The sequence below is a fragment of the Arthrobacter zhaoguopingii genome (genome assembly GCF_009828605.1).
In the GTDB taxonomy this organism is placed as follows: Bacteria; Actinomycetota; Actinomycetes; order Actinomycetales; family Micrococcaceae; genus Arthrobacter_D; species Arthrobacter_D zhaoguopingii.
This window is the reverse complement of record NZ_WIAE01000004.1, coordinates 41,313-67,680: the sequence shown is the minus strand read 5'-3', so window position 1 is coordinate 67,680 and position 26,368 is coordinate 41,313. Positions and strand designations below refer to the sequence as shown.

22 protein-coding genes are annotated in these 26,368 nt (G+C 70.7%); 15 read left to right on the top strand and 7 right to left on the bottom strand.

What is annotated here, in order from left to right; genetic code table 11:
• Positions 1-71: 71 nt before the first annotated feature.
• The 8 genes from rox (at position 72) to GVV77_RS06480 (ending at position 11,881) form a co-directional block, all read left to right on the top strand.
• Complete coding sequence (gene rox / locus GVV77_RS06515; protein WP_159617341.1) at positions 72-1,535, top strand: rifampin monooxygenase; 1,464 nt, start codon at positions 72-74, stop codon at positions 1,533-1,535.
• A gap of 185 nt (positions 1,536-1,720) precedes the next feature.
• Complete coding sequence (locus GVV77_RS06510) at positions 1,721-2,314, top strand: LURP-one-related family protein (RefSeq protein WP_159617340.1); 594 nt, start codon at positions 1,721-1,723, stop codon at positions 2,312-2,314.
• A 57-nt stretch (positions 2,315-2,371) separates the two neighbouring features.
• Complete coding sequence (locus GVV77_RS06505) at positions 2,372-3,874, top strand: hypothetical protein (protein ID WP_159617339.1); 1,503 nt, start codon at positions 2,372-2,374, stop codon at positions 3,872-3,874.
• Positions 3,875-3,981: 107 nt separating this feature from the next.
• Positions 3,982-4,278, top strand: coding sequence for a WXG100 family type VII secretion target (locus GVV77_RS06500; RefSeq protein WP_133404328.1), 297 nt, complete (start codon positions 3,982-3,984; stop codon positions 4,276-4,278).
• Between the two features lie 44 nt (positions 4,279-4,322).
• Entirely contained in the window at positions 4,323-8,876 is a 4,554-nt protein-coding gene (locus GVV77_RS18485; RefSeq protein WP_159617338.1) for an FtsK/SpoIIIE domain-containing protein, read from the top strand.
• Positions 8,877-10,883: a hypothetical protein gene (locus GVV77_RS18105; RefSeq protein WP_201293193.1), complete on the top strand. Its 2,007-nt coding sequence runs from the start codon at positions 8,877-8,879 to the stop codon at positions 10,881-10,883. It begins immediately after the preceding gene.
• A gap of 52 nt (positions 10,884-10,935) precedes the next feature.
• Positions 10,936-11,226 carry a hypothetical protein gene (locus GVV77_RS06485; RefSeq protein WP_159617337.1) on the top strand — a complete coding sequence of 97 codons (291 nt, stop codon included), beginning with the start codon at positions 10,936-10,938 and terminating at the stop codon, positions 11,224-11,226.
• 34 nt (positions 11,227-11,260) lie between these two features.
• Positions 11,261-11,881, top strand: a complete 621-nt coding sequence (locus tag GVV77_RS06480) for a hypothetical protein (protein ID WP_159617336.1) — start codon at positions 11,261-11,263, stop codon at positions 11,879-11,881.
• Positions 11,882-11,899: 18 nt separating this feature from the next.
• On the opposite strand, the gene GVV77_RS06475 is transcribed toward GVV77_RS06480, so the two are convergent.
• From GVV77_RS06475 to GVV77_RS06465, 3 genes are read right to left on the bottom strand one after another with little or no spacing between them, the layout of a single operon-like run.
• Positions 11,900-12,553, bottom strand: a complete 654-nt coding sequence (locus GVV77_RS06475; RefSeq protein WP_159617335.1) for a cyclase family protein — start codon at positions 12,551-12,553, stop codon at positions 11,900-11,902.
• The gene (locus GVV77_RS06470) at positions 12,540-13,973 is read right to left on the bottom strand and encodes a purine-cytosine permease family protein (RefSeq protein ID WP_159617334.1); all 1,434 of its coding nucleotides are present in this window, start codon (positions 13,971-13,973) and stop codon (positions 12,540-12,542) included. The genes GVV77_RS06475 and GVV77_RS06470 overlap by 14 nt, the downstream gene beginning before the upstream one ends.
• A 4-nt stretch (positions 13,974-13,977) precedes the next feature.
• On the bottom strand, positions 13,978-14,397 hold the full coding sequence (locus GVV77_RS06465) for a YybH family protein (RefSeq protein WP_159617333.1): 420 nt from the start codon (positions 14,395-14,397) through the stop codon (positions 13,978-13,980).
• 227 nt (positions 14,398-14,624) lie between these two features.
• Between GVV77_RS06465 and GVV77_RS06460 the strand changes: the two genes are divergently transcribed.
• Positions 14,625-15,662, top strand: coding sequence for a PHP domain-containing protein (locus GVV77_RS06460; RefSeq protein WP_159617332.1), 1,038 nt, complete (start codon positions 14,625-14,627; stop codon positions 15,660-15,662).
• 49 nt (positions 15,663-15,711) lie between these two features.
• Here GVV77_RS06460 and GVV77_RS06455 read toward each other — a convergent pair whose 3' ends face one another.
• Both GVV77_RS06455 and GVV77_RS06450 read right to left on the bottom strand, forming a co-directional pair.
• Positions 15,712-16,890: an acyl-CoA dehydrogenase family protein gene (locus tag GVV77_RS06455; protein ID WP_159617331.1), complete on the bottom strand. Its 1,179-nt coding sequence runs from the start codon at positions 16,888-16,890 to the stop codon at positions 15,712-15,714.
• Positions 16,891-16,944: 54 nt separating this feature from the next.
• On the bottom strand, positions 16,945-18,273 hold the full coding sequence (locus tag GVV77_RS06450) for a uracil-xanthine permease family protein (protein ID WP_159617330.1): 1,329 nt from the start codon (positions 18,271-18,273) through the stop codon (positions 16,945-16,947).
• Between the two features lie 102 nt (positions 18,274-18,375).
• Between GVV77_RS06450 and GVV77_RS06445 the strand changes: the two genes are divergently transcribed.
• Positions 18,376-19,359, top strand: coding sequence for an SDR family NAD(P)-dependent oxidoreductase (locus GVV77_RS06445; RefSeq protein ID WP_159617329.1), 984 nt, complete (start codon positions 18,376-18,378; stop codon positions 19,357-19,359).
• Positions 19,356-20,744: an aldehyde dehydrogenase family protein gene (locus tag GVV77_RS06440; protein ID WP_201293183.1), complete on the top strand. Its 1,389-nt coding sequence runs from the start codon at positions 19,356-19,358 to the stop codon at positions 20,742-20,744. Before GVV77_RS06445 ends, GVV77_RS06440 begins: the two co-directional genes overlap by 4 nt.
• Positions 20,745-20,866: 122 nt before the next feature.
• Here the strand turns inward: GVV77_RS06440 and pgm are convergent, their stop codons facing one another.
• Positions 20,867-22,501 (bottom strand): phosphoglucomutase (alpha-D-glucose-1,6-bisphosphate-dependent), encoded by a 1,635-nt coding sequence (gene pgm / locus GVV77_RS06435; protein ID WP_159617328.1) that lies wholly within the window; start codon positions 22,499-22,501, stop codon positions 20,867-20,869.
• Positions 22,502-22,701: 200 nt separating this feature from the next.
• On the opposite strand from pgm, the gene GVV77_RS06430 reads away from it, so the two are divergent.
• Complete coding sequence (locus tag GVV77_RS06430) at positions 22,702-23,250, top strand: DUF4190 domain-containing protein (RefSeq protein ID WP_246199675.1); 549 nt, start codon at positions 22,702-22,704, stop codon at positions 23,248-23,250.
• A 71-nt stretch (positions 23,251-23,321) separates the two neighbouring features.
• Positions 23,322-23,489 (top strand): hypothetical protein, encoded by a 168-nt coding sequence (locus tag GVV77_RS06425; protein ID WP_159617327.1) that lies wholly within the window; start codon positions 23,322-23,324, stop codon positions 23,487-23,489.
• A gap of 39 nt (positions 23,490-23,528) precedes the next feature.
• On the opposite strand, the gene GVV77_RS06420 is transcribed toward GVV77_RS06425, so the two are convergent.
• Positions 23,529-24,914 (bottom strand): amidase, encoded by a 1,386-nt coding sequence (locus tag GVV77_RS06420; RefSeq protein WP_159617326.1) that lies wholly within the window; start codon positions 24,912-24,914, stop codon positions 23,529-23,531.
• A 143-nt stretch (positions 24,915-25,057) separates the two neighbouring features.
• Between GVV77_RS06420 and GVV77_RS06415 the strand changes: the two genes are divergently transcribed.
• Together GVV77_RS06415 and pheA are read left to right on the top strand one after the other, a co-directional pair.
• Positions 25,058-25,384, top strand: a complete 327-nt coding sequence (locus tag GVV77_RS06415) for a rhodanese-like domain-containing protein (RefSeq protein ID WP_159617325.1) — start codon at positions 25,058-25,060, stop codon at positions 25,382-25,384.
• Entirely contained in the window at positions 25,381-26,337 is a 957-nt protein-coding gene (gene pheA / locus GVV77_RS06410; protein ID WP_425483345.1) for a prephenate dehydratase, read from the top strand. Before GVV77_RS06415 ends, pheA begins: the two co-directional genes overlap by 4 nt.
• Positions 26,338-26,368: the final 31 nt, after the last annotated feature.

Genomic DNA, 26,368 nt, shown 5'->3' with positions numbered 1-26,368 from the left:
GGACGACAGGGCGTGCGATTTCGAACGGCGTAGGGACGCCGGCCGCCGCGCCAATTGCTGAAGGGGACCTCATGATCGATGTAATCATCGCCGGCGGTGGACCGACCGGGATGATGCTGGCGGGTGAACTGCGGCTCCACGGTGTGGATGTCGTGGTGCTCGAGAAAGACGCCGAACCGACCACGCAGGTCCGCTCCCTCGGCCTGCATGCCCGCAGTATCGAGATCCTGGCCCAGCGCGGGCTGCTCGACCGTTTCCTCGCCCACGGCCGGCAGTATCCGGGCGCCGGCCACTTCGCAGGGATCGACAGACCGTGGCCCGAACACCTGGACACCGCCCACGGCTACGTTCTCGGCATCCCGCAGCCGGTCACCGACCGCCTGCTCGCCGAGCATGCGGCCGGCCTCGGCGCCGATATCAGGCGCGGCAGGGAGGTGGCCGGCCTGCAGCAGGACCCCGGAAGCGTGATGGTGGACCTCACCGACGGAACGCAGCTGCGCGCACGTTACCTCGTTGGCTGCGACGGCGGCCACAGCCGGGTCCGCAAGCTGCTCGGTGTCGCTTTTCCGGGGGAGCCGGCCGGTAACGAATGGCTTCGGGGCGAGATGGAACTGACTGCCCCGGCGGAGGAAGTGAAGGCCGTCGTGGAGAAGGTCCGCAGAACCCAGAAGGGGTTCGGGGTCGGCCCGGCGGGAAACGGCCTGCACAGCGTCGTCGTCCCCGCCGCCGGCGTCACCGAGGACCGGGCGGTACCTCCAACGCTTGGGGAGGTGAAACGCCAGCTGCGGGCCATCGCCGGCACCGACTTCGGTGTCCACTCGCCCCGCTGGCTCTCCCGGTTCGGTGATGCCACCCGCCAGGCCGAGCACTACCGGGTCGGACGGGTGTTCCTGGCGGGCGACGCCGCGCACGTCCATCCTCCGCTCGGCGGTCAGGGACTGAACCTCGGTATCCAGGATGCGTTCAACCTTGGTTGGAAGCTGGCCGCCGAACTCCAGGGGTGGGCACCGGCCGGCCTGCTGGACAGTTACCACGCCGAGCGGCACCCGGTGGCCGCCGATGTCCTCAACAACACCCGCGCGCAGAGCGAGCTGATGTCCCCAGGGCCCGGCCCGCAGGCCGTCCGCCGGTTGCTGACTGAACTGATGGACTTCGACGTGGTGAGCCGCTTCCTGGTCGGAAAGATCACGGCCATTGGGATCCGGTACGACTTCGGGGCCGGACCGGACCTGGTCGGCAGGCGGCTCCGTGACCTGCCCCTGGAGCGGGGGCGGCTGTACGGGCTGATGCACGGAGGGCACGGCCTGCTGCTCGACCGGACCGGAAGGCTGTCCGTCCGCGGCTGGGAGGACCGGGTGGACGGTGTCGCGGACCGGGTGCTGGATGGCAGCGACGAACTTGACGCACCGGCCGTGCTGATCCGGCCGGACGGGCACGTAGCCTGGGCCGGCGCGGACCAGCCGGGCCTCGACGCACAGCTGCTGCGCTGGTTCGGCACGCCGTCCCCCGACGCCCCCAGGGCGTCGGCCCGTTGAAGGAGAGCATGCTGAAGAAGGGCCCGTTGAAGCACGGCCCGCCGACGGGCGGGGCGGCACTTCAGGAGGCGGACGAGGCATCCGGTCCGGGCGCACCTGCGTCGTGCCTGTGGGTATGCTGACCGCAGGACGCAGCACCGATCTCCACCAAGCCAGTCCCCCAGAGACCTCCAAGGAGAACAAGCATGGACGCATTGCAGGGCACCGAACGCTTCGCCGTTGCGCAGAAAATCACCCTGATGGTGAACCGCTACGAAATCCGTGCCGTCGATGGGAACGGGCAGCCGGCCGGGCTGCTCGCCGTCGCCCAGCAGAAGCGGGCGGCCTTCAAGGAACAGGTGACCTTCTACGCCGACGAGTCGCGGAAGACCCCGATCTTCTCCTTCAAGGCAAGGCAGCGCTTCGACCTCGGTGCCACCTACGACGTCCTCGACGCCGCCGGTGCCCCGATCGGCAGCTTCCGGAAGGACTTTGGCAAGTCGCTGCTGCGCTCCACCTGGCACATCGACGCCCCGGGGGTGCAGGCCGTGGGAAGCGAACGCAGCGCCGGGGTGGCCATCGCGCGCCGTCTCTGGGAGCTGGTACCGCTCACCGAGGCCCTGCCCGCACCATTCGTGTTCCACTTCGACTTCGTCGATGCCTCCGGTCAGGTGGTGATGACCTCCGAGCGCGGACGTTCACTGCGGGACCGGTACGACGTCACAGTGCCGGGCGCACGCCTCGACGGCAGGGTCGCGGCCGCCATGGCAGTGGCACTGGACGCCCTGCAGGACCGCTGACCGAAAACCGGTCCGCCGGGCGTTGAACCGCCCACCCGTCCTTTACGTGTGGAGGTCGTGACACCACCTAACGGGTTTCCGCGCGCCCTGAGACGCTCCCGCACCGCTGCCCTCCGCCTCGCCCAGCTGGCCGTGCTCACCGCCGTCCTCACCGGAGGGCCTCCGGTGCTGGGAAGCCTTCCTCCGGCGGCGGGAGCCTCCCTTCCGGCACAGGACCAGGGCCAGGACCAGGAGCGGGGACGGGAGGTCAAGGTCGCCATCGTCCGCGCCGCCGGCCAGAACGGCGGCGCTCCTGACTCCCTCGGTCAGGTCGCCGGACGCACCCTCGGGGACCCCGGCCGGGCGCAGGAGATCTTCGACCTCAACGCGGGCCGCCGTCAGTCCGACGGGTCTGCGCTGATCGACCCGGTGGCCCTGAAGGCCGGCTGGATCCTCATCCTGCCCGACGACGCGCAGGGCCCCGACGTCCGCGCAGCGCTGCTGGACGACCCCGGCAACGCCTCCACCGGGTCCGGCGGGGCGGCAGCGGACACCGGGGACGCCGCCGATGAACCCGGTGGCGAACCGGGCTCCGGAAACGCGGCCAATCAGTCCGGCGGCGAAGCGGACCAGGCGGCAGGGGACGCTGCGGACAATGGAGCATCCAACGCCCTCCTGGACCGCCTCCGGTGGCCGATCGTGCTCGCCGTCGTGGGTGGCCTTGGCGTGGCGGTGCTGACGACGGCGATCGTGCTGCGCCGCCGCATCCGGCTGCGCCTGCGCCGGCTCCGCGCCCTGATCCGGGCCGCGCGCGCCTGGGTGGTGGCCGGCTGGCGGCGTCGTGCTTCGCTGCGCCGCCGCTCCGAGATGCTCGACCTCTGGCGGCAGGACGCGGCCGCAGCTGCCGCCGCGGCGGCCGCCTTCAGCAGCTTCACCTCCCTTCCCCCGGCGGTGGCGGTCACCGTGCGCGCCGGGGGAGCCGCGGTGCTCGGATCCTCCGGGGACTCTCCGGAGGATCCGCTGCCGGGGCACCCCGGCACCCGGCCCCTTCCGGCCGCTACCGGACCGGGCTCACCCGCCGTCGCCCGCGTCGGCGGGGACCCCGCCGAGCAGGTCTTCCTCGACTTCGCCCAGTGCCGCGGAGCCCTGGGCATCGGGGGGGACCCCGCGCTCGCCCTCGACATCGCCCGCTCCGTAGTGACCCAGCTCGGCATGGCCGCGCCGCAGCTCGTTCTCCTGTCCCTTGGTCCCTCCGATCTTCCCCGCTCGGCGTCCGTCGCCACCGTTGACGACCTCGACCGGTTCGGGCTCCACCCGCCACCGCTTCACAGCCCCGGGCGGGCCGGCCTCATCACCAGCACCTCGATCCTCCAGCAGCTGACCGGGGTGCTGCTGATCCAGCCGGGCCGGTCCCGGCAGGAACTCGACGACGTCGTGGCCCGCTGCTCGGCGCCGGGCAGCGGCTGGCTTGCGGTGTACCCGGGTCCCCTGCGCGGCGCTCACTGGCGGTGGAGCGTCTCCCGGGACGGCATGCTCACCGTTCCCATCCTCGGCCGGACGCTGACGGCCACCGGCGTGTGAGCCCTTTCCACATCAAACCGGTCCGGCGTTGAACCGGAAACGGATGGCCCCCGTGTACTAGGTGACCGACACCAGCCGGACCCCCGGCCCAACCGAAGGAGAAACCAATGCCCAAGTTCGACGTCGACAGCGAGGCCACCGAAAGCACCTCAAGCGAAATGATGAACCACTTCGCCGAACTGCAGGCCAAGCTCACCGTGGTCCGCAGCAAGATCGACGGTCTGCTGGCCGAGGGCTACCGGACCCCAGCGGCCCAGCAGCGCTTCCAGCCGTTCTTCGAGGAGTTCGCCCGGGGCTTCGACCAGGTCAACCAGAGCCTCGAAGGCATCGGCCAGTACGTCCGCAACGTGGGCCAGGCCTTCAACGAGACCGACAACCAGCTGGGTGCAACTCTCAGCCGCTGACCGGCCTCCCGATCCGCACCGACCCGCCCCGACAGAGAGACTCCATGCGCTTCGCCGTCACCGCCTTCCAGCCGTCCTCGGTTGTCCCCATCCCGCTTGAGGTGGACGCCGATCCGACGACGCCGGTGGGAAGCCTCACAGCGGCGATGGCCGAGGAGCTTGGATGCCCTTCCCAGGGCCCACTCTTCGCGGGCGGGTCGATGCTCGATCCCGTCCAGACCCTGGCCGGTGCCGGTCTTTACGACGGCATCGCCCTCGGCCTTGGAGGCCCCGCGCCCGACGAGGCCACCTCTCCCGGCCTCGTCGAGGTCCGGATCGTCGGCGGGCAGGACGCCGGGGTCACCTACCGGCTCGCGGCCGGCCACTACGACGTGGGCTCCGGGCAGCACTCCCTCATCCGGACTCCGGGAGGCAGCGACATCGCTGCCTCCATCATCGTTCAGGCCTCCGGCGCTGCCCGGGTATCCGCACGCACCACCGGCGTCGAACTTTCGGGGGATCCGCTGGCACCCGGTGCCGAGGCGGCATGGGACCAGGGCACCCTGCTCTCCATCGACGGGCTGCTGCTCGACGTCGCTTCCCGCACGCTGCGCGTCGCCTCGGTCAGCGTGGCCGACGACGGCCTGGGACGCGAGTTCAACCGGCCGCCGCGGCTGCGCCACACTCCGCCGGCCACCCGGTTCCGGCTTCCCCGCAAGCCCGGGGAGCCTCCCCGCAACGCCATCCCGCTGCTGCCCCTGGTGCTGATTCCCATTGTGGCCTCGCTGCTGACGGTGGTCATCACCGGCAACTGGCGGTTCATCCTGTTCGGCCTGCTGTCCCCGGTCGCCGCCCTGCTGAGCCGCAGCGGCAACCGCAAGAGCCAGCTGCAGGACCATGAGCGGCGGGTCACCGACTACCGGGAGACCACCGAACGGATCGGAGAGGACATATCCGCGGCGGTGCTCCTCGAACAGCGCATCCTCCGCTCGGTGCACCCCGACCCCGCGGCGCTGCTCGCAATGGCGGCAACGCCCACCGACCGGCTCTGGGAGCGGCGACTCTCCGACATCGACTTCCTCGTCCTGCGCGCCGGAACCGGAAGCGTGCCCTCAAGCATCCTTGTCGAGGACGCCAACGAGGACGAGCACCGGCGGGCGACCTCGCCCCGCCTGGCCGAGGTGCCGGTGACGGTGGACCTGCAGGCGGCCGGTGTCACCGGGATCGCCGGCGGATCCGACCCGGCATGCTGGCTCGTGGCCGAGGCCGCGGTCCTTCACAGCCCCAACGACCTCGACCTCTACATCCTGACGGGCGGCAAACCCGATTCCGCACCCACATGGGACTGGACCCGCTGGCTGCCGCACGTGCGGCGCGAGGGACAGCCCGGAGCATTCCACCTCGGAACCACCGCCGACTCCACCGCCCGTCGGGTGGCCGAACTCGTTCAGCTCGTTGAGGCACGCCAGGCGGCCCGGACCGGTGCGCAGGACCCTGCCACCGACGAAAACCGGATCCTTGTCGTGCTCGACGGGGCCCGGCGCCTGCGCTTCCTGCCCGGTATCGTCACCCTGCTCCGCGAGGGACCGGGCGTCGGCGTCTTCTTCCTCTGCATCGACCGCGAGGCGGAGCGGCTGCCCGAGGAGTGCTCGGTCGTTCTATCGGTGGGCGAGGACGGCCGCGGCGAGGTGCTCGGCGCGGACGGAACCGCCCAGACGATCCGCGCCGACGCGCCCCGCCCCGCCTGGTATGAGACGGTGGCACGCAGCCTGGCGCCCCTGCGCGCCGTCGGCGACAGCGACGGCACTGTGCTGCCCAAGGCCGTCCGGCTCGTCGACCTGCTTGGCCTGTCAGACTCAGTCGCCGACGAGGTCGCCGGACGGTGGCTGCTCTCGGCCCGGAGCACCCAGGCCCGGCTCGGGGTAGGGCTCGACGGTGCCTTCGTCGTCGACCTCGAACGGGACGGCCCCCACGGCCTCGTGGCCGGGACGACGGGCTCCGGAAAATCGGAACTGCTCCAGAGCCTCGTTGCATCGCTCGCCGTGGCGAACCGGCCCGACGAGATGAACTTTGTCCTCGTCGACTACAAGGGCGGCAGCGCCTTCGCCGAATGCGCCGACCTGCCGCACACCGTCGGCATGGTCACCGACCTCGACACCCACCTCGTCGAGCGGGCCCTTACGTCCCTCAACTCGGAGCTGCGCCGGCGCGAACACCTGCTGGCCGACGCCGGGGCCAAGGACCTCCCGGACTACCTTGACCGGCGCAGCGTCGACCCTTCCCTTCCCGCCCTGCCGCGCCTGGTCATCGTGATCGACGAATTCGCGTCAATGGTCCGCGAGCTTCCCGACTTCGTCAGCGGCATGGTCAACCTCGCCCAGCGGGGCCGGTCGCTCGGACTTCACCTCATCCTGGCGACCCAGCGCCCCTCCGGGGCGGTCTCGGCCGACATCCGCGCCAACACGACCCTGCGCATCGCCCTGCGCACCACCGACGCCTCGGAAAGCCGCGACATCATCGATGCCCCGGACAGTGCAACCCTCTCGCCGTCCACTCCGGGACGGGCCTTCGCGCGGATGAGCGCCGCGGTCCTCCTGCCGTTCCAGGCCGCCCGCGTGGGCGGTCGCCGGGCCTCGGCCCGCCCGGCCGGTGCCGCCGCGGTGGCGGCAGCCGCGGTCGGAAGGGTTCCCTGGGCGGAACTGGGTGACGGCATTCCTCCGCTGGCTCCCCCCGCCCCGGGGGTCGGCCACCCCGGGGCCTCCGCGGGCACCGCGAGGACGGGTGGGGCCTCCGCGGGCACCGCGGGGGCTGGTGGGGCCTCCGGCGGCGCCGACCCGTCGTCGGCCGGTGAACTGACCACCGACATGGCGTTCCTCGCCGACGCGCTGACGCGGGCCGCCGGCCAGCTGGGGATCGCCCCGCCGTCCCGGCCGTGGCTGCCGCCCCTTCCCCAGCGGATCGAACTGGCAGGGGACACCGCGGCCCCTTCCCGGGGAGCCGGACGCACCGATGCCTCCCTCGCCCCGGCGGTCTGGGGCCTCATCGACGATCCGCAGCTCCAGCAGCAGCTGCCGCTGCAGTTCGACCTCGACACCATGGGGCACCTCCACCTGATCGGTGCGCCGCAAAGCGGACGCTCCCAGGCCCTTCGGACGCTCGCCGCGGCCATCGCTACGGCCGTGAGCACGAAGGACGCCCACCTCTACGGGATCGACTGCGGGACCGGCGCGCTCAACGCGCTGACCGACCTGCCGCACGTCGGGGCGGTGATCGACCACCGCTCCCCGGAACGGCTCGGACGCCTGATCACGCGGCTGACCGACGAACTCCACTCCCGCCAGCGGATGCTCGGCGCCCGCGGCGTCTCCGACCTCCACGAACTCCGCAGCCAGCTGCCCGAGGAGGAGCGGCCGCCCCACCTCGTCGTCCTGGTCGACCGATTCGAAGTGTTCGACCGCGAATACGCCAACTACGACAACGGGTCTCTCCTCGAGCGCCTCACCACCATCCTGCGTGACGGAACCGCCGTCGGGCTGCACCTCGTCCTCGCCGGAGACCGTTCGCTTGCCTCGAGCCGCTATGCCGGCACCACCGAGGAGAAACTCGTCCTCCGGCTCAACGACTCCGCCGACTGGTCGATGGTGGGGATCCGCCCAAAGGCCGTGCCCGAGAACATGCCGCCGGGCCGTGCCCTGCGCCCGAGGGACGGTGGAGAGGTTCAGATCGGCGTCCTCCCGGCGCTCCAGGGTACCGAAGAGGTCAGCGGTGCCGCCCAGGCACTGGCCCTCGAGCAGCTGGGGTCCCGCCTGCGGGAACGCGACCGGAATGTCCCGGACGGGATGCGCCCGCGTCCGCTTCGAGCCCTGCCCGACCGCATCAGCTACGCGGAGGCCGGTGCGCGGGCCGCCACGGCTCTTACGCCCGACCGGATCCTGGTCGGCCTGGGCGGCGACGACCTGGTCCCGCTCGGTCCCGACCTCGGTGATACGCCCACCTTCCTTGTCGCCGGGCCGCCCAAGAGCGGCCGCAGCACGGCGCTGCTCACCATGGCCCTGGAGGCGCTGCGGCGCGGCGACGGCATCGTGGTCATCGCGCCCCGGCGCAGCCCGCTGCGCGCCCTGGAGGGACACCCAGGCGTGGCGGCGGTGCTTGTCGATCCGGAAACCTCGTCAGCAGACCTCCGCCAGGCCCTCTCCCAGGTTCCCCAGGAGCGCGGGATGCTGATCATCGACGACGCGGAGATGGTGCTTTCCAACGACTTCTCCGCGGATGTCCAGGCTCTGGCGCGCGGCGCCGCCGGGGAGGGCTGGGCGGTCCTCGCAGGAGGCAACGCAGAGGCCCTCGGCAACGCGATCGGGGGATGGGTCGCCCTCGCGAGGCGGAACCGGCAGGGGCTGCTTTTGGCCCCGCAGTCGATCGCCGACGGCGAACTGATCGGCGTTCGGCTCGGCCGCGGCGTCGTGGGCACCCCGACGACCTCCGGGCGGGGCCTCCTTCATCTTGGCGACGGGCAGCTCATCGCCGTGCAGGTTCCCGAAACCAACGCGCCAACCACCCCCGAACCGATTCCCGCTTTTCCGCCTGCCGGCCCGGCCGGTACTACAAGAGAGGACACATAGATGCCACGCCGTCATGTCAATGGCTTCGAGGTATTGGGCCTCGACGCCGACCCCGCCCCCGGGGACCCCGAGGCCCTGCTGGGGAAGCTCGTTCCCACGTACACCAGCCTGGGCGACGACGCCGCCGCCGCAGCCGACGTCCTCACCAGCCAGGAAGTGACCGAGGGGCGCGGAGAGGCGATGGAGAAGCTGAGGGAGGTGGTCGGCACGAAGTATCCGGAGAAGCTGCGCAAGGCGGCGACGTCCTTCCGGGAGGCGGCGGAGGCCTACTCGGCCTACGCCCGGACGCTTTCCGAGACCCAGGGCGAGATCGACCGCGCCATGGACCAGGCGCTGCCCGTCGCGACCCTGGCGGCGGAAGCTCCGCCCCAGCCCGCCCCGGACGCCAGCGCCGATGACCGCCGTGCAGCCCAGCAGCGCGGAGCACAGATCGACGACGCACGCGGCGTGCTCACCGGAGCCCGGAGGCTGGCCGCCGACGCCAAGGCACTGCGCGAGCAGGCCGCTGGGAAACTGCGCGACGAGCTCGAGCACGTCACCGTGGTGCCCGCCCGCAGCCTGTTCCAGAAGTTCCTCGAATGGTTCAAGAACAACCCCGTACTCCAGATCATCCTGGGCATCGTGGTCGGCATCGTCAGCATCTTCTTCCCCATCGTCGGATTCGCCCTGGGGGCGCTCACCTTCGGGCTTCTCACAGCGTTCAATACCCTGGCCACGGGCAAGCTCGACGTCGGCGCGCTCGTGGTCGGATTCCTGACCCTCGGATTCGGCGGAGGCATGGCCGCCATCCGCCTGATCCCTTCGATAGGGGCGAAGGTGGGCAGCGCGACCTCCAGTGCAGGCCGGTTCCTGACGTCGCTGCCTGGCCCCATCGGGCCCGGCCTCCGCTCGACCGGAGACTTCCTCCGCAACTCGCCGGTGCTCAAGAAGGCCCTGCTGGGGTCAACCGAAGGTTTCGTGCCGGGAGCTGTAATCAACTCGATCGGTGGTGCGATCAACGCCAAGGACGGCACACCGTTCAACGCCGCGGTGATCTTCAGCGGTGCGCTCGCCGGTGGCTTTGCCGGTGGCGCCGGCGGGGCGCTGGCCACCCGCTTCGGCCCGGGGCTCAACTCGGTCTTCGGCAAGACGGGCTCTTCCACTCCGCCGGCGACGAGGAGCGCGCCGCCCGGAGAGGCGGCGCCTGCGCCTACCTCTGCTCCAGCCCCAGCCCCAGCCCCAGCCCCAGCCCCAGCCCCAGCCCCTGGCCCTGCCCCTACCCCTGGCCCTGCCCCTACCCCTGGCCCTGCCCCTACCCCTGCCCCTACCCCTGCCCCTGCCCCTGCATCTGCCACTGCCCCAGCCCCCGCACCGGCGGCCGCCACGCCTGTCACCACCCCGGCGCCGTCCCGGCCCGCCACGCCCGAGGTCCAGCCGGCACCGGGATCGCCCGCCCCGTCGCGTCCTGGCTCGCCGGCGTCCTCCACGGAGTCGGATTTCCAGACGGCGCCGTCGAGCCCTGTAACCGGCACGCCGGGTCCGTCGCGCCCTGCGTCTCCTGCGCCTTCCAATGAGTCGGAGTTTCAGACGGCGCCGTCGAGCCCTGTAACCGGCACTCCGGCCCCTGCTCCGGTTCCGGCCCCCGTTCCGGCTCCGGCTCCGGCCCCCGCTCCGCCTCCGGCCCCCGCTCCGGCTCCGGCCCCCGCTCCGGCTCCGGCCCCCGCTCCGGCTCCGGCCCCCGCTCCCGCTCCGGCCCCGGCGCCCGCACCTGCGGCGCCCGCGAACCCGGCCCCCGGCCCTTCCACCGTGGACAAGGCGGCCAACAGCACCGTCATCGGCGTCTCGGTCGGCGCCGACGGCGGAACCAAGGTCCTGGTCACCGAGCGCCAGAACTCTGAGAAGCACGGAGGGCAACTCGTGGGCCAGGAAGCCACAGGAGGCCAGGCTGGCCTCGCCGCAGGAAGCCCGACCAACCGGACCGAACCCATCACCAAGGGCCCGGGCGGCATCGGACGGGTCGGCCGATGACCCGACTCCACCCCGCGGGCCCCGACGCCCGACCCACGAAAGGGAAATCCCAATGACACACATCACGGTGCCCCTGGAAGAGCTCGAGGAGGCTGCCAGGGACCTCGACAATGTTCTATCCCTGCTGGAGAACGGCACCCGTCAGCTCGACCTCGAACAGATGCTGGGCAACGCCCCCGACGTGATGGGCGCGGCACGGACGTTCGACCGCCGGTGGTCGGACGGCCGGAAACAGCTGATCGGCGAAGGCCAAAAGATCCGGGACAAGATCCGGGAGGCCACCAAAGCCTTCGTGGACACCGACAACCACCTCGCCGAGGCACTCGACCAGGACCGGAAATGACGAATCCCAGCACCACGACGCGGAAGTTGACCTAATGCCAAGCTTTGATCTGCCCACCCGCCCCGGCCGCTTCGCGGTCGCCGTGCCGGAGCACTGGGCCACCTTCGACGTCGCCCGCGAGCAGTTGGTGACCGCATGGCGGTCGGCGATGGCCGGTGCGGATTCAGCGCAGGAGCGACTCCAGATCGACGAGTTTTTCGCCCACGCCAAGCGGGTGACGTCGGCCGCACGGAAGGCCGGGGCGCTGTGGGGCGCCGGCACGGCGACCGTGTACGACGACGGCTTCTTCGTCGGGCAGGTGATGCTGTTCGCGGTCACGGCGCCGGATCCGGCCACCTTCACCACACCGGCGATGTCGGCGGCGCTCGGCGGCGGACGCGGCGCGGGGAACGCGGCCGACCTCCCGCCGCGCACGGTCACCGCCGTCCGGCTGGCGGACGGGACGGTGGCGACCCGCGTCTGCGGGCAGGAGGAGGTGCAGGCGACCGATGCCCAGCGCGTGCGCGTCCTGGTCTCCCACACCTTCGTTCCGGTTCCGGGAACGGGCGACGAGTTCATCCTGATCACCGGACTGTCCCCAAACCTCGCGCTTGAGGAAGAGGTGCTCGACCTCTTCGACGCCATCGCCGGGACCTTCCGCTTCCTCCCGGCCTGATTCCACCGGGCCGGGGCCTCAGTGTCCGGACAGGTCCAAAGCCACCGCGCGCACCGGCGACCCGTCCATGCCTGCCAGCGGCAGGGGCAGGGCCGAGACCAGCGGATCCTCCCAGGTGACGGCCGCGAGGTTCGTGAGGTTTTCGATGATCACGCCGCCGGCGCCCAGGAAGGCCGTGTGGAACGGCAGCCGGCCCCCGTTGGCGAGGGTCGGGTCGGGGTTGAGCGTGTCGACGCCGACCACCGAGACCCCGGCGGCCAGGAGCGCTTCGGCGATCTCGGGGGAGAGGACCGGGTGCGCGAGGTAGTCCGCGGTGCCGAAGTGTTGCGACCACCCGGTCTCGAAGAGCACGATGGAGCCGGACTGGAGCCCCCGGAGCCCGGCCTCGACGTCGGCCCACCGCAGGTGCTGATGGGGTTTCAGGCCTGGGCATCTCACGATCCTCGCCGTGGCCACCAGCCGTTCCACGGCGATCCGGTCCACCGGGGCGCCGCCGGCGATGGAGTGGAGCGGCGCGTCGATGTGGGTGCCGGTGTGGGTGCCGGCGTGCACGCTCGCGACCTGGAAGCCGTCCTCGGCCAGTGTGGCCACTGGAGTCAGGGTGACCTCCGGGTCGCCCGGGTACACCTGCATGCCGGTGACCACAGGCTGCGAGAGATCAACGACCCGCACGGGGCTCCTGCTCCTGGGACGGGACCAGGTCGAGGAGGTGCTTATCGATGGGAGTTCCCCGTTCCATCCGGCCAGTGACCGCCGCGAGGCCCAGGTACAGCAGGGCCGAGAGAACGAAGGTCGGGATGGTGGCGCCGATCGGGCTCGACAGGGAGTAGGTGAGGATCAGGGACAACGCCGCACCGACCGCCCACACGACGACGGCGGCGATATTGACTCCCTTGGAAAACCAGTAGTCGCCCCCGTTGGCGCGGAGGATGTCCGTGCCGTAGTGGCGCCGGCGCACGAGGTAGTAATCAACGATCATCACCGCGAACACCGGGATGAACAAGGAGCTGATCAGCACCAGGAAGGAAGTGAACTGGTTCAGCAGCGCCAGCCAGGTGGAGCCGAGGATCGAGATCACGCCAAGGACCAGGGCGGTGGGCAGGAAGGTGACCCGGCGCGAGGGCGCCATGTTCACGACCGACGACACCATGCCGTAGACAACCATGGTGTTGGTGGCCATGACCGAGAGGAAGATGACGATGGCCAGCGGGGCCCCGAAGGCCGCGACGATGACTGTGGGGTCAAACGGCACCGCTTCGCCGCCGTTGAGGACGACGTAGGCGATCGCCGTGGCTCCCAGCGTCATGGCGAGGACGGTGGAGAGGGTGTAACCGATCGCTGAGCCAACGATTCCCGCCGTCGAGGACTTCGCCAGGCGGTTGAACTCCGCCGAGAGCACCGTCCAGGAGATCGCCGTCGCGATCACCACGTCGAGCACCGCGACCCCCGACCAGCCGGCCTCCGGGTCAACCGGGGTGGTCAGAAAGTCGGACGGCGTGAAGGTGGTGAAGGCCGAGACGAAGATGAAGCCCATGAAGGCGAGGATCACCAGCGCCAGCCACGGTTCAACCCGGGCGATGCCCGCGTGGCCGAAGATCGCCAGGCACACTACGAGGAGCTGGCAGAGCACGGAAAACAGGACGGGGTTGGAGAAGCCGGTGGCCTGCTCCACGAGGAAGTTCACCGTCACTCCGGCCAGCATCGCCTGGACCCAGCTCCAGCCCATCAGGATGATGACGTTCGCCGCCACCGGCAGGAAGGAACCGCGCAGCCCGAACGAGCCCTTGGTCAGGGACATGGTGGGCAGCCCGGTCCGGGTTCCCATGTTGCCGATCAGCACCAGGACCGCTCCGCCGATGAGCGTTCCGAGCAGAATCATGCCGACGGCCAGGGGCCAGCTGACGCCGGGGACGAACAGCGTTCCGGTCAGCAGGGTCGTCACCACCAGGTTGGCGGCAAGCCAGATCATCCCGATGCGGCCTGTGCCGAGGGTGCCCCGGAGCGGGCCGTAACCCTCGGAGTTCTTCTCGAGGTGATTCGACAGCCGGGTGTACGCGGAGGTCCTGGACTGGGTGGGCTGCTCGGTCGCCATGGGGCTAGCTCGCTTCCGGAAGGGGTGAGTCGGCGGGCAGGGAGGAAAGGTGCTCATGGACGGCCGTGACGGATCCGCCCGAGCGGTGGAAGACGATGGTCTCGCGCTCGCGGGTGGTCTCTCCGGGTCCGTCCCCTGTCCGGGTGACCGTTTCGACGTCGTGGGTGAAGACGGCGGTGGGACCGAGAAGCTGGATGCGCGGATTGCTGCTGGTGCAGGAGACCACCCGCCAGCCGTCCTCCAGCCAGCTGTTCCACAGCGACTCGTAGGCGGCGCGGTTCTCAAGGCGGCGGGCCTCGGTATGGAAGACGAAGGTCGCATCCTCGGCGAACGCGGCGAAATAACGGGCAGTATCGGTTGCGGCGAAAGCGTCGACGAGCCGCTCCGCTGCGCGTTCAGTCTCGTCGAGGGTTACCTTTTCCATAGCCATCCCTGGGAAGGCAGCGCACCCCAGCCCCCAGCCTGGTTGCTCCGCAGTAAACAATTGTTTACTTGATAATGCGTGATCCCCGTTACAGTGTCAACGGGTTTTTTCTATCCTGAGTGGGAAGGACCCCAGTGCAACGATCCGGCCCGCGCCCTGCCCCGGCGGCAGGGATTGCGTCCGCCCGGTGGCAGACCGCGCCCGGGGGCGTGGTGCAGGATGTTGCCATGGATGCCACCGATGCGCTCAACGAGATTGCTTTCTGGCTTGAGCGGGAATCCGCTCCCTCCTTCAAGGTTCAGGCCTTCCGCAAAGCGGCCGCGGTCATCGCCGGGCTCAGCCGCGACGAGCTGGCCGAACGCATCGGCAATGGGCGGCTGAAGCGGACCAAGGGGATCGGGGAGCGGACCTTCGAGGTGATCCGGGAGGCCGTCGAGGGCGGCGTTCCCAACTATCTGGCGGGCCTGCGCGAGCGCGGCACCAGGCCGCTCGCCGAAGGCGGCGCGGAAATCAGCGCCGCCCTGCGCGGCGACCTGCACAGCCACAGTGAATGGTCCGACGGCGGATCGCCCATCGAGGTGATGGTTGCGGCGGCCCGCCTGCTCGGCCGGGAGTACCTCGCCCTGACGGACCACTCGCCGGGCCTCACCATCGCGAACGGGCTGAGCACCGAGCGGCTTAGGAACCAGCTCGACGTCGTGGCGGCCGTCAATGACGGCAGCGACGGGTTCCGCCTGCTCACCGGCATCGAGGTTGACATCCTCGAGGACGGCGGCCTCGACCAGGCGCCGGAGGTGCTCGAGGGGCTCGACATCGTGGTGGCGAGCGTGCACTCCAAGCTCCGCTCCGACCGCGGCACCATGACCCGGCGGATGCTCGGGGCAATCGCCAACCCGCAGACGAACGTGCTCGGTCACTGCACCGGGCGCCTCGTGCAGGGCTCGAGGGGCACCCGTCCCGAATCGGAGTTCGACGCGGCGCGGGTCTTCGCCGCCTGCGCCGAGAACGACGTGGCCGTGGAGATCAATTCCCGGCTTGAGCGCCAGGACCCACCGGACCGGCTCATCCGGCTCGCGCTCGACGCGGGATGCCTCTTCAGCATCGACAGCGACGCCCACGCACCCGGCCAGCTGGACTACCTTCAGTACGGGGCGGAGCGGGCCGAACGGAACGGCGTGCCCGCAGAGCGGATCATCACCACCTGGCCTCTCGACCGGCTGCTGGAGTGGGCGGGAAAGGGCACGACGGCGGCGGCCGGAGGCTGATCTGCCGTCCGCCAGACTGGGAGGCCTGTCCGGCGGAAGACGGGCCTGCCTACCGGAAGGCCGGGATGCCGGTGAGGTGCTGGCCCAGGATCAGCGTGTGGACTTCGTCGGTGCCCTCGTAGGTGCGCACGCTCTCGAGGTTGTTGGCGTGGCGCAGCGGTGAATGGTCGAGCGTGATGCCGTTGCCGCCGAGGATGGCGCGGGCCTCCCGGGCGACGGCAAGGGCCTCCCGGACATTGTTGAGTTTTCCCACCGAGATCTGGTGCGGCTTCAGGGCTCCGGCGTCGCGAAGCCGCCCGAGCTGCAGCGCCAGCAGGGTTCCCTTGGTGATCTCAAGGGCCATGTTCACGAGCTTCTCCTGGGTGAGCTGGTAGGCGGCCAGCGGCTTGCCGAACTGCAGCCGCTCCCGGGAGTAGTTAAGCGCCGCCAGGTAGCTGTCGCGCGCCGCCCCCATTGCACCCCACGCGATGCCGTACCGCGCGTCGTTGAGGCATTCGAACGGGCCCCGGAGGCCCCGGGCGGCGGGCAGCAGTGCCTCGGCTGGCAGCCGGACGTCCGTCAGTTCGACGTCGCACTGGATGGAGGCGCGCATTGAGAGCTTCTGGGGAATCTCGGTGGCCCGGAATCCCGGGGTGTCGGTGGGCACGAGGAAGCCGCGGATGCCGTCGTCGGTCTGCGCCCACACCACGGCCACCTGAGCGATGCTCGCCAGCCCGATCCAGCGCTTGGTTCCGTTGAGCACCCAGTCGCCGCCGTCCCGGCGGGCGTTGGTCAGCATGCTCGCCGGGTCGGATCCGCCGCCGGGTTCGGTGAGCGCGAAGCAGCCGATCACGCTGCCTGCGGCCATGCGGGGAAGCCACTGGTTCTTCTGCTCCTCGGAGCCGTGCCGGACGATGGCGCCCATGGCCAGGGAACCCTGGACGCTGAGGAAGGTGCGCAGGCCCGAGTCGCCGGCCTCGACCTCGAGGGCCGCCAGCCCGTACTCGACGGCGCTGCGTCCCGCACAGCCGTAGCCCTCGATGTGCATGCCGAGCAGCCCAAGGTCGGCCATCGGCGCAACGATGTCGAGCGGAAACTCCCCGGTGTCGTACCACCGGGCGATGTTTGGCCGGATCTCCGCGTCGACGAAGGCGCGGACCCTGCCCCGCAGCGCCACCTCCCCGGCGGAGAGGAGGGAGTCGATGCCGAGAAGGTCGGTGGGATCGGGAGTCTCCGGGGCCGGCGTCATTCCCTTACTGTACGCAGTGCCCAGGTGCGGGTGCCGGAGGGCTGGGCGTGCTGCTCAGCCCAGTTTCGAGGGTTTGGTTCCGGTGTCGGCGGCCTCTGGCTCACCGGGCCCCGCGACGTGCTCGCTGCCGCGCACCCGGGCGATGGCGATCATGCCGTGGAAGATCAGCAGTGCGGCGGCGGTGCCGAGCGCGATGCCCGCGAAGGTCAGGTCCCCGACCGTCCAGGTGAAGTCGGCGATGCCGATCACCAGCGCCACGCCGGCGGTGGAGAGGTTGATGGGGTTGGAGAAGTTGACCTGGTTGGAGACCCAGATCCGCACGCCGAGGATCCCGATCATGCCGTACAGCACCACCCCGGCCCCGCCGAGGACGCCCGGGGGGACGGTGGCGATGAGCGCCCCGAACTTGGGGAAGAGGCTCAGCAGCACGGCCACGATGCCGGCCACCCAGTACGCGGCGGTCGAGTAAACGCGCGAGGCGGCCATCACCCCGATGTTCTCCGCGTAGGTGGTGGTGCCGGAGCCGCCGCCGGCACCGGCGATCATGGTCGCGACGCCGTCAGCCATCAGGGCCCGGCCGGTCACCGGGTCGAGGTCACGCCCGGTCATGGCGGCCACCGACTTCACGTGGCCGATGTTCTCGGCAACCAGGACCAGCACCACCGGAAGGAACAGGCCGACGACGGACAAGTGGAAGGTGGGCGCCGAGAACTCGGGCAACCCGATCCAGGCGGCGTCGCCGATCGCAGCAAAGTCGACCTCGCCGCGCAGCATGGCCACCAAATACCCGGCGAGCACGCCGATCAGGATTGAGAGGCGCCCCAGGATGCCCCGGAACATCACGGTGACCAGCAGGATGGCGAGGATCGTCACGACCGCGGTCACCGGCCCCTGCTCAACGCTGTTCTTCGCCGTCGGGGCGAGGTTGAGCCCGATCAGGGCGACAATCGAACCGGTGACGACCGGGGGCATCGCGGCCTGGATCCAGCGCGAGCCTGCACGGTGCACGATGAAGCCGATCACCGCCAGCAGTGCGCCGGCCATCACGATGCCGCCGAGCGCCCCGGCAGGCCCGTGCTGCGCCTGGGCCGCGGCGATGGGCGCGATAAAGGCGAAGCTCGAGCCGAGGTAGCTGGGCACCCGCCCCGCGGTGATGACCAGGAACAGGATCGTGCCGATGCCCGAGAACAGCAGCGTCGTCGACGGCGGGAAGCCGGTGATGAGGGGCACCAGGAAGGTGGCACCGAACATGGCGACGACGTGCTGTGCCCCGATGCCGATGGTGCGCGGCCAGCTCAGGCGCTCATCGGGGGCCACATAGGCGCCCGGGGTGACGTTCTTGCCGTCCCCGTGCAGGGTCCAGCCGGTTCCAAGCGCGCTCATGGCGATGCCTTCCAGGGAGGGGGAGTCTGGGGAAATCCTATCTCCCGGCGGTTGGCACCGTGTTACGTTGCAGTCCTGACGATTGCAGGAGGACATAAACCAATGGGGTTGAGCAGCCGGGCCCGTGCCCTGCGACACGGGGTAGGGCACCGAGGCACCCGGGCGCCGGGGGCGCCCCGCCCGACGGCAACGGACAGCGCGGCCTTCACGGCCCGCGGCCGCACGGTGCTGGTGACCGGGGCCGCCATGGGGATGGGCCGGCTGTATGCCGAACGGGCCGTGCGCGAGGGCGCCGCCGCCGTCGTGCTGTGGGATGTGGACGCGGCGGCCCTTGAGGCCACTGCCGCTGCACTGGCCAGATCCGGCACCGCGGTCTCCGCCTACCCGGTGGACATCTCCTCCCTGGAGCAGGTGCAGGCCGCCGCGGCGGCGGTCCTCGCCGACGCCGGCGCACCCGAGGTCCTGATCAACAATGCAGGCATCGTGACGGGCAGCTACTTCTGGGAGCACCGTCAGGAGGAGGACATCGCCCGCACCCTCCAGGTCAACGCCCTCGCGCCGATGCACATCACCCGCGAATTCCTGCCGGCCATGATCGGGCGCGGCACCCCGGCGCGGATCCTCAATGTGGCCTCGGCCTCGGGAACGCTCTCGGTGCCGCGGATGAGCGTCTACACCGCCTCGAAGTGGGCGGTGATCGGCTGGAGCGACTCACTGCGCCTCGAACTCCTCGCGGCCGGGCACGCCGGAATCCGGGTCACCACCCTGATCCCCAGCTACATCCGCACCCCCATGTTCGCCGGAGTGAGCGCCCCGCTGCTCACTCCGCTGCTCGAGCCCGGCGCGGTGGTGGACCGCGCATGGCAGGCGATGCTCGAGGGCCGCCCCCGCCTCCAGCTGCCCTGGACCGTGGCGCTGGGCAGCGCGCTGCGCGGGGTGCTGCCCCAGCCCGTGTGGGACCTCGTGGCCGGGCGGATCTTCGGCGTGTACCGCTCAATGGACACCTTCACCGGGCGCCCGCCGTCAACCCCGCCACCCGCCGAAACCTCCGCCGGAACCTCCGCCGCGGCAGAGGCATTCCGGTGACCGCCGGGACTGTCCGGGCAACCGCTGGGACCGTCGTCGGGCGGCTGCGCGGCACCTTCGAGGCAGGCACGACGCGCCCCCTGGTGTGGCGCCGGCAGCAGCTGCGCGCCCTGATGCGGATGCTCGCCGAACGGGCCGAGGACTTCACCACTGCGCTCGCCGCCGACCTGGGCAAGAGCCCGACCGAAAGCTTCATCTCCGAGCTGGCCGTGGTCCGCGCCGAAGCGAAGCACGCCGTGAGGCACCTCCCGGCCTGGGCCGCCCCGGTGCGGGTTCCGGTGCCCGTCGGTCTGCGTCCGGCCTCCGCTAGTGTGACCGCCCAGCCGCTGGGCGTGGCCCTGATCATTGCCCCGTGGAACTACCCGGCGCAGCTCGTCCTCGCCCCGCTCGTCGGCGCGCTCGCCGCCGGGAACTGCGCGGTGCTCAAGCCGAGCGAGCTGGCGCCGGCCACCTCGAAGGTGCTGGCGCGCCTGGTGCGCCAGTACCTTGACCCGGACGCCGTCGCCGTGGTCGAAGGGGGTCCAGAGGTCACGACGGAGCTGCTGGAGCAGCGGTTCGACACCATCTTCTTTACCGGGGGAGAGCGGGTGGGGCGGATCGTGGCCGAAGCCGCCGCCCGGAACCTCACCCCGGTAACCCTTGAACTTGGCGGAAAGTCGCCGGCCGTGGTGATTGACGGCGACCTCGACGCCGCGGCCCGACGACTGGTCCAGGGGAAGTTCCTCAATGCGGGCCAGACCTGCGTGGCCCCCGACTATGTCCTGACCACGCCCGCGCTCCAGCCGGCGCTGGTCCAGGCCCTGCGCCGGGCGCTCAAGGAGTTCTACGGCGAGGATCCTTCCAGCTCTGCGGACTACGGCCGCATCGTCAACGCCGGGCACTTCGACCGGCTCACCGCCCTCCTGCATGACGGTACGGTGGAAGTTGGCGGCCGGCACGACCGCGCCACCCGGTACCTTGAGCCGACCCTGCTGACCGGGGTGTCACCGGATTCGGCGCTCATGCAGGAGGAAATCTTCGGCCCCCTCCTGCCCGTTTTGACGGTGCCGGATCTCACCTCCGCCGTCCGGTTCATCACGGACCGCCCGACCCCGCTGGCGGCGTACCTGTTCAGCAACAGTCCCGAGCGGCGCACCGCGTTCGAGAACGCGGTCCGGGCCGGCGGGATCACCCACAACGCGTGCCTGGTGCAGCTCGCCGTGCCGGGGCTGCCCTTCGGCGGCGTAGGCGCCAGCGGCTCCGGCAGCTACCACGGTCAGCAGGGCTTCGACACCTTCAGCCAGCACCGGCCGGTGTTCACCAAGGACACCCGCCCCGATACGCTCCGGGTCGCCTATCCGCCGTTCGGCCCGCTGAAGCGACTGCTGCTGCGCCGGCTGATCTAACGCGGCAGGAGCGTGCGGGGGATGACAAGCGAGCGTGCAGCTCATCACCCTTTGAGGTTCCGAAAGCGTGGTGAGCTGCAGTTTCGCGAGAGGCGGGCGCGCCGCCCGGACGCCCCGGCCGGTCAGGCGCCGATGACGCCGTCCACGAGCGCCTTGGCCTCCGCCTGCACCTGCTTGAGGTGGTCCTCGCCCTTGAAGGATTCGGCGTAGATCTTGTAGACGTCCTCGGTTCCCGACGGGCGGGCCGCAAACCAGGCGTTCTCGGTCGTGACCTTCAGCCCTCCCACCGGCGCGCCGTTGCCGGGGGCCTCGGTGAGCCGCGCGGTGATGTCCTCACCGGCGAGGGTCGTGGCCGTGACGTCCGACGGCGAGAGCTTGCCCAGCGCCGCCTTCTGCTCGCGGCTCGCGGCGGCGTCGATGCGCGCGTACACCGGCGCCCCAAACCGTTCGGTGAGCCGGGCGTAGTGCTGGGAAGGGCTCTTGCCGGACACGGCGGTGATCTCGGAGGCAAGCAGGGCCAGCAGGATGCCGTCCTTATCGGTGCTCCAGGGCCCGCCGTCCTGCCGCAGGAAGGAGGCGCCGGCCGATTCCTCACCGCCGAAGGCAACCTCGCCCGTCAGCAGCCCCGGAACGAACCACTTGAAGCCGACCGGCACCTCGACGAGCACCCGGCCGAGGTCCGCCGCCACCCGGTCGATGATCGAGGAGGACACGAGGGTCTTGCCGATGACGGCGTCACCGCGCCATGAGGGCCGGTTGCGGTACAGGTAGTCGATGGCCACCGCGAGGTAGTGGTTGGGGTTCATCAGACCACCGTCGGGGGTCACGATGCCGTGGCGGTCGGCGTCGGCGTCGTTGCCGGTGGCGATGTCGAACTCGGAGGCCCGGGCGATGAGGGAGGCCATCGCGTAGGGGGAGGAGCAGTCCATCCGGATTTTCTCGTCCCAGTCGAGAGTCATGAACCCGAACTGCGGGTCGACCGCCGGGTTGACCACCGTGAGGTTAAGGTTGTGGTTCTCGGCGATGGCTCCCCAGTAGTCGACCGAGGCCCCACCCATGGGGTCGGCGCCGATCGACAGGCCCGAGGCCCGGATCGCGTCGAGGTTCAGCACCGCTGGCAGGTCCTCGACGTAGTGCTGGAGGAAGTCGTAGGTGCCGATGCCCTCGGCCTTCTGGGCCTGCGCGGCGGGAACCCGGCGGACCTCGCGCAGCCCGCCTTCCATCAGCTCGTTCGCGCGGGCCGCGATCCAGTTGGTGGCATCCGAATCCGCCGGCCCGCCGTGCGGAGGGTTGTACTTGAAGCCGCCGTCGGCGGGCGGATTGTGGGAGGGGGTGATGACGATGCCGTCGGCCTTGTCGGTGCGGGTGGCGTTGTAGGTCAGGATCGCATGGGACACGGCCGGGGTGGGCGTGAAGGCGCCGCGGGCGTCGATCCTCACCGTGACGCCATTGGCGGCGAGCACCTCGAGGGCAGTGTTCTGCGCCGGCTCGGACAGCGCGTGCGTGTCCTTGCCCATGAAGAGGGGGCCGGTCACCCCTTCGCGGTCCCGGTATTCCACGATCGCCTGCGTAATCGCTGCAATATGCGCCTCGTTGAACGAGGCCTTCAGGGACGAGCCGCGGTGGCCCGAGGTGCCGAAGGCGACGCGCTGCACCGGATCGGACGGGTCCGGAACGACGTCGAAATACGCGTCAAGCAGGGCCGTGACATCAACAAGGTCGCTGGGTAGGGCAACAGTGCCCGCTCGGTTAGCCATGGCAACAGCATGTCAAAGAACTGCGCCAAATACAGCCGCCGGTTTCTGAAGCGCTCCGGCCGGCGCGGCGGCGGGGTCGAGACTGCGCCGTATTGCCCCTCCGGCACGGATTCGATTGCATCGGCGCACCAGGACGGGGACCATTAGGAGATCCGGGGGTCCGGACACCCGAGCCCTCCCGCACGACCCAAGGTGGAACCATGGCCGATGACGGCCCCCAGCAGCGCCCCCCTTTCAGCGATCCCCACGACCCGCGCTGGTATTCCGATCCCGGTATGCGCGGCTCCGGTGCCGCCGGCGCGGCCGGACCGGCAGGGGAGGGGCCGTCGAGAGCGCATGCCGCGGGGACGGACCCGCAGGGAACGCCCCCGTACCCGTTCGGCGGGGCGGATCCCGGCCGCGGCTTCGCGCACGGGCAGGAGTTCGGGTCGACGTCCTACCGCCAGCAGGGGACGCTTCCGTATGGCTCCTACCCGGCTCCCTACGGCGCGGAACCCCGGGGACTGAGCATCGCCGCACTGATCCTCGGCACGGCGGCCGTGTTCACCGGCGGCCTGCTGATCCTGCCGCAGATCCTCGCGGTGGTGTTCGGCCATCTCGCCCTGCGCCGTGAGCCGGCCGGCAGGCCGCTTGCCCTGACCGGGCTCATTATGGGGTACATCATGCTGCTTGTGGGGCTGCTGCTCGTCGTCGGCTTCATCCTGCTCGTGGCCCTGGGGACGGCCGCCTCGGTGACGACGGGGCCTTGAGGTCGGGCCGATCATAAGTAAGCTGAGAAACAGGACCCGGACCGGGCCTTCCGCCTCCGAAAGGCTAAACGATGACTGACAATACGAACTCCATCCCTGAAGGCGACCCCGACGAGGAGGGCGCCGAGAAGGCCGGGGGCACCGAGAATCTCGACGCCGGAGGCTACGGCGGCCCCGACCCCGAGGTCGAAATCGCTCCCGGATTCGACGGCGGCAAGGGCTCCGACGGACAGGAGTAGTTCCGGCGGGAAGGTGTAGCACCGCCGGAACTGCCGGCGCTAGAGGGCCTCGAGCTGTGCGCAGACCGCCAGGAGGTCGGCCTCCGCGCTGGGCCTGCCGATGAGCTGGATGGCCATCGACAGTCCTTCCGCGGTCCTCAGCGTGGGAACCACCAGGGCGGGAAGCCCGCATACGTTCACCATCGAGGTGAAGGGCGAATACCGGCACTGCCGCTCGTAGTCGGTGTCGGCGTCGGCGTCGGTGTACCAGCCGATCGGGCGCGGGGTCATGCCCAGCGCCGGGGTGAGGATCATGTCGTAGTCCGCGTATTGCCGGATGGTGTCGTACTCGAACTGCCGCAGGACCGCGATTGCCTCGGTCAGTTCCGTCGCCGGACGGGTTCGAGCGCGTTGGCGCAGCGTCCCCGCCAGCGGGGTCAGCTTCGCCTCATCCTCCCCGGCGATCGGGGCGATGGCCAGGGCCGCCGTCCAGACGGTCTGGAAGGCCGCGTGGTAGCGGGGGTCGTAGGTCAGGGGCGCCTCGACGACGTCGTGCCCGGCCGCGCCCAGGGCGCGGATACCGGCCTCGAGGGCGTCTCGGGCCGGGGCGTCGAGGGTGATGGAAAACGCACTTTCGAACGGCGAGAGCGTGCTGACGCCGATCCGGAAGCGGCCTTCGGCGCGCCGGGCCGCCGAGAGGAACGAGCCTGCAGGGGCGGCGGCCGCGGTGGAGCGGTAGCCGGGCTCGGCCACCAGGGCGTCGAGGAGGAGCGCGGCGTCGGCGGCATTGCGTGCCAGCGGCCCGGCCACCACGAACTGTCCGAGGTCGGCCTGCCCGGACCCGGAGGGCACCCGGCCCCGGTTCGGTTTGAGTCCGACCAGTCCGGTGGCGGCGGCGGGAATCCGTACCGACCCCCCGCCGTCGGTCCCGGGGGCGAAGGGGATCAGCCCGGCGGCCACGGCGGCGGCGCTGCCGCCGGAGGACCCGCCCGGGCTCAGCTCCGGGTGAAGGGGGTTGCGGGCGGGCGGCCCGATGAGGTTCTCGCTGTAGGCGCTCAGGCCGAACTCCGGGACCTGCGTCTTCCCGAGGCTGATCGCCCCGGCGGCCCGCAGGACCGCCACCAGCGGGGAGTCCTCCTCCGTCACGGCCGCCGGGAGGGCCGCCGTTCCGTAGGTGGTGGGGACACCGGCCACCTCGGTGAGGTCCTTGTGCGCCAGCGGGAGCCCATGGAGCAGCGGCAGCGGGCCGCCGGCGGCCCGGCGCGCGTCGGCGGCGTCGGCCTCCTGAAGGGCTTGTTCGGCGGTGACGGTGAGGAAGGCACCGAGGGCGGGGTTCCGCTCCTCGATCCTCTGCAGGTAGTGCTCGGTCAGCTCCCTCGCCCCCACCTCGCCGCTGGCCAGGGCATCGCGCAGGGTGAGGGCCGACAGGCTGGATAACTCGCTCATACACCGCTTCCGTTGGAAGGACCGCCTGGGGGATCGATCCGGGCGGCGCCCGGGCCCGCTCCCACTATAGGCTTGGAGCACCGCCGGAATGCGGCGGGCCCGGGCCCCGGCATGCAGGCGCCCGGCAGTGAAGGGAAGTGCACGTGAGCGAACTTGAGAATGTTTCAGTGGAGTCCCTTGCCCCGGACGCCCGGATCCTCGACGTACGCGAGGACTACGAGTGGGAGGCGGGCCACGTCGACGGCGCCCTCCACATCCCGCTCGATGAGCTTCCCGCGCGGCTGGACGACCTGGACCCCGACGAGGACCTCCATGTGATCTGCAGAACCGGCGGACGCTCCCACCGGGCCGCCACCTGGCTTGTGGCCAACGGCTACTCCGCGGTCAATGTCAGCGGCGGAATGGGAGCCTGGCTCGAGGCCGGCAGGCCGATGGTCTCCGAGACGGGCAGCGAGCCGACGGTCCTGTGAGCAATTCCGCAGGGCAGGCCCCGGCGTCCCTGGCCTTCGCCTCGTATGCCTACCTCGGGCCGGAGGGAACCTTCACGGAGGCGGCCCTGCTCCAGGTTCCGGGAGCGGCGGAGGCCCGCTGCGTCCCGGTGGCGACGGTGGGCGCCGCGCTCGCCGAGGTCCGGTCCGGAGGAGTGGATGCCGCCATGGTGCCGATCGAGAACTCGGTCGAGGGTGGGGTGAGCGCCACCCTCGACGCCGTAGCGGTCGGCGAACCTCTGCGGATCGTGAGGGAGGAACTCGTCGCAATCACTTTCGTCCTCGCGGCCCGGCCCGGCGTCGGGCTGGCCGACGTCCGCCGCATCTCGACCCACGGCCATGCCTGGGCCCAGTGCCGCGGCTGGGTCGATTCCAATATTCCGAATGCGGAATATTTCCCGGCCTCCTCGACGGCAGCCGCGGCGCACGGCCTCGCGGAGGGCGGTTATGACGCGGCCATCTGCTCACCCCTGCTCGCGGAACGCCTTGGCCTGACGGTGCTGGCCTCGGACATTGGAGACGTCTCCGACGCGGTGACCCGCTTCATCCTGGTCTCCCGGCCCACGGTGCTGCCCGCGCCCACCGGTGCCGACAAGACCTCCCTGGTGATCCCCCTCCCGGAAGACCACCCCGGGGCGCTGATGGAGATCCTTGACCAGTTCGCCGCGCGCGGGGTCAACCTGAGCCGGATCGAGTCCCGGCCCACCGGGCAGTTCCTCGGCGACTACTTCTTCAGTATCGACGCCGACGGCCACCTTGCCGACGCGCGGGTTGCTGACGCCCTGAAGGGCCTTCACCGCATCAGCCCCAACCTGCGGTTCCTCGGCTCCTATGCCCGTGCCGATCGACGGCCGTCGACGATCGCGCCCCGGACCTCCGACGACGCGTTCGATGCCGCCGAGTCCTGGGTGGCAGGGCTGCGGGGAGGATCCTGACACGCGGCTCGAAAGAACAGTAGGCTTACCA

Coding starts and splice junctions, on each gene's coding strand:
- rox (WP_159617341.1), top strand. CDS start 72: ATGATCGATGTAATCATCGCCGGCGGTGGACCGACCGGGATGATGCTG.
- GVV77_RS06510 (WP_159617340.1), top strand. CDS start 1,721: ATGGACGCATTGCAGGGCACCGAACGCTTCGCCGTTGCGCAGAAAATC.
- GVV77_RS06500 (WP_133404328.1), top strand. CDS start 3,982: ATGCCCAAGTTCGACGTCGACAGCGAGGCCACCGAAAGCACCTCAAGC.
- GVV77_RS18485 (WP_159617338.1), top strand. CDS start 4,323: ATGCGCTTCGCCGTCACCGCCTTCCAGCCGTCCTCGGTTGTCCCCATC.
- GVV77_RS18105 (WP_201293193.1), top strand. CDS start 8,877: ATGCCACGCCGTCATGTCAATGGCTTCGAGGTATTGGGCCTCGACGCC.
- GVV77_RS06485 (WP_159617337.1), top strand. CDS start 10,936: ATGACACACATCACGGTGCCCCTGGAAGAGCTCGAGGAGGCTGCCAGG.
- GVV77_RS06480 (WP_159617336.1), top strand. CDS start 11,261: ATGCCAAGCTTTGATCTGCCCACCCGCCCCGGCCGCTTCGCGGTCGCC.
- GVV77_RS06470 (WP_159617334.1), bottom strand. CDS start 13,973: ATGGCGACCGAGCAGCCCACCCAGTCCAGGACCTCCGCGTACACCCGG.
- GVV77_RS06465 (WP_159617333.1), bottom strand. CDS start 14,397: ATGGAAAAGGTAACCCTCGACGAGACTGAACGCGCAGCGGAGCGGCTC.
- GVV77_RS06460 (WP_159617332.1), top strand. CDS start 14,625: ATGGATGCCACCGATGCGCTCAACGAGATTGCTTTCTGGCTTGAGCGG.
- GVV77_RS06455 (WP_159617331.1), bottom strand. CDS start 16,890: ATGACGCCGGCCCCGGAGACTCCCGATCCCACCGACCTTCTCGGCATC.
- GVV77_RS06450 (WP_159617330.1), bottom strand. CDS start 18,273: ATGAGCGCGCTTGGAACCGGCTGGACCCTGCACGGGGACGGCAAGAAC.
- GVV77_RS06445 (WP_159617329.1), top strand. CDS start 18,376: ATGGGGTTGAGCAGCCGGGCCCGTGCCCTGCGACACGGGGTAGGGCAC.
- pgm (WP_159617328.1), bottom strand. CDS start 22,501: ATGGCTAACCGAGCGGGCACTGTTGCCCTACCCAGCGACCTTGTTGAT.
- GVV77_RS06430 (WP_246199675.1), top strand. CDS start 22,702: ATGGCCGATGACGGCCCCCAGCAGCGCCCCCCTTTCAGCGATCCCCAC.
- GVV77_RS06425 (WP_159617327.1), top strand. CDS start 23,322: ATGACTGACAATACGAACTCCATCCCTGAAGGCGACCCCGACGAGGAG.
- GVV77_RS06420 (WP_159617326.1), bottom strand. CDS start 24,914: ATGAGCGAGTTATCCAGCCTGTCGGCCCTCACCCTGCGCGATGCCCTG.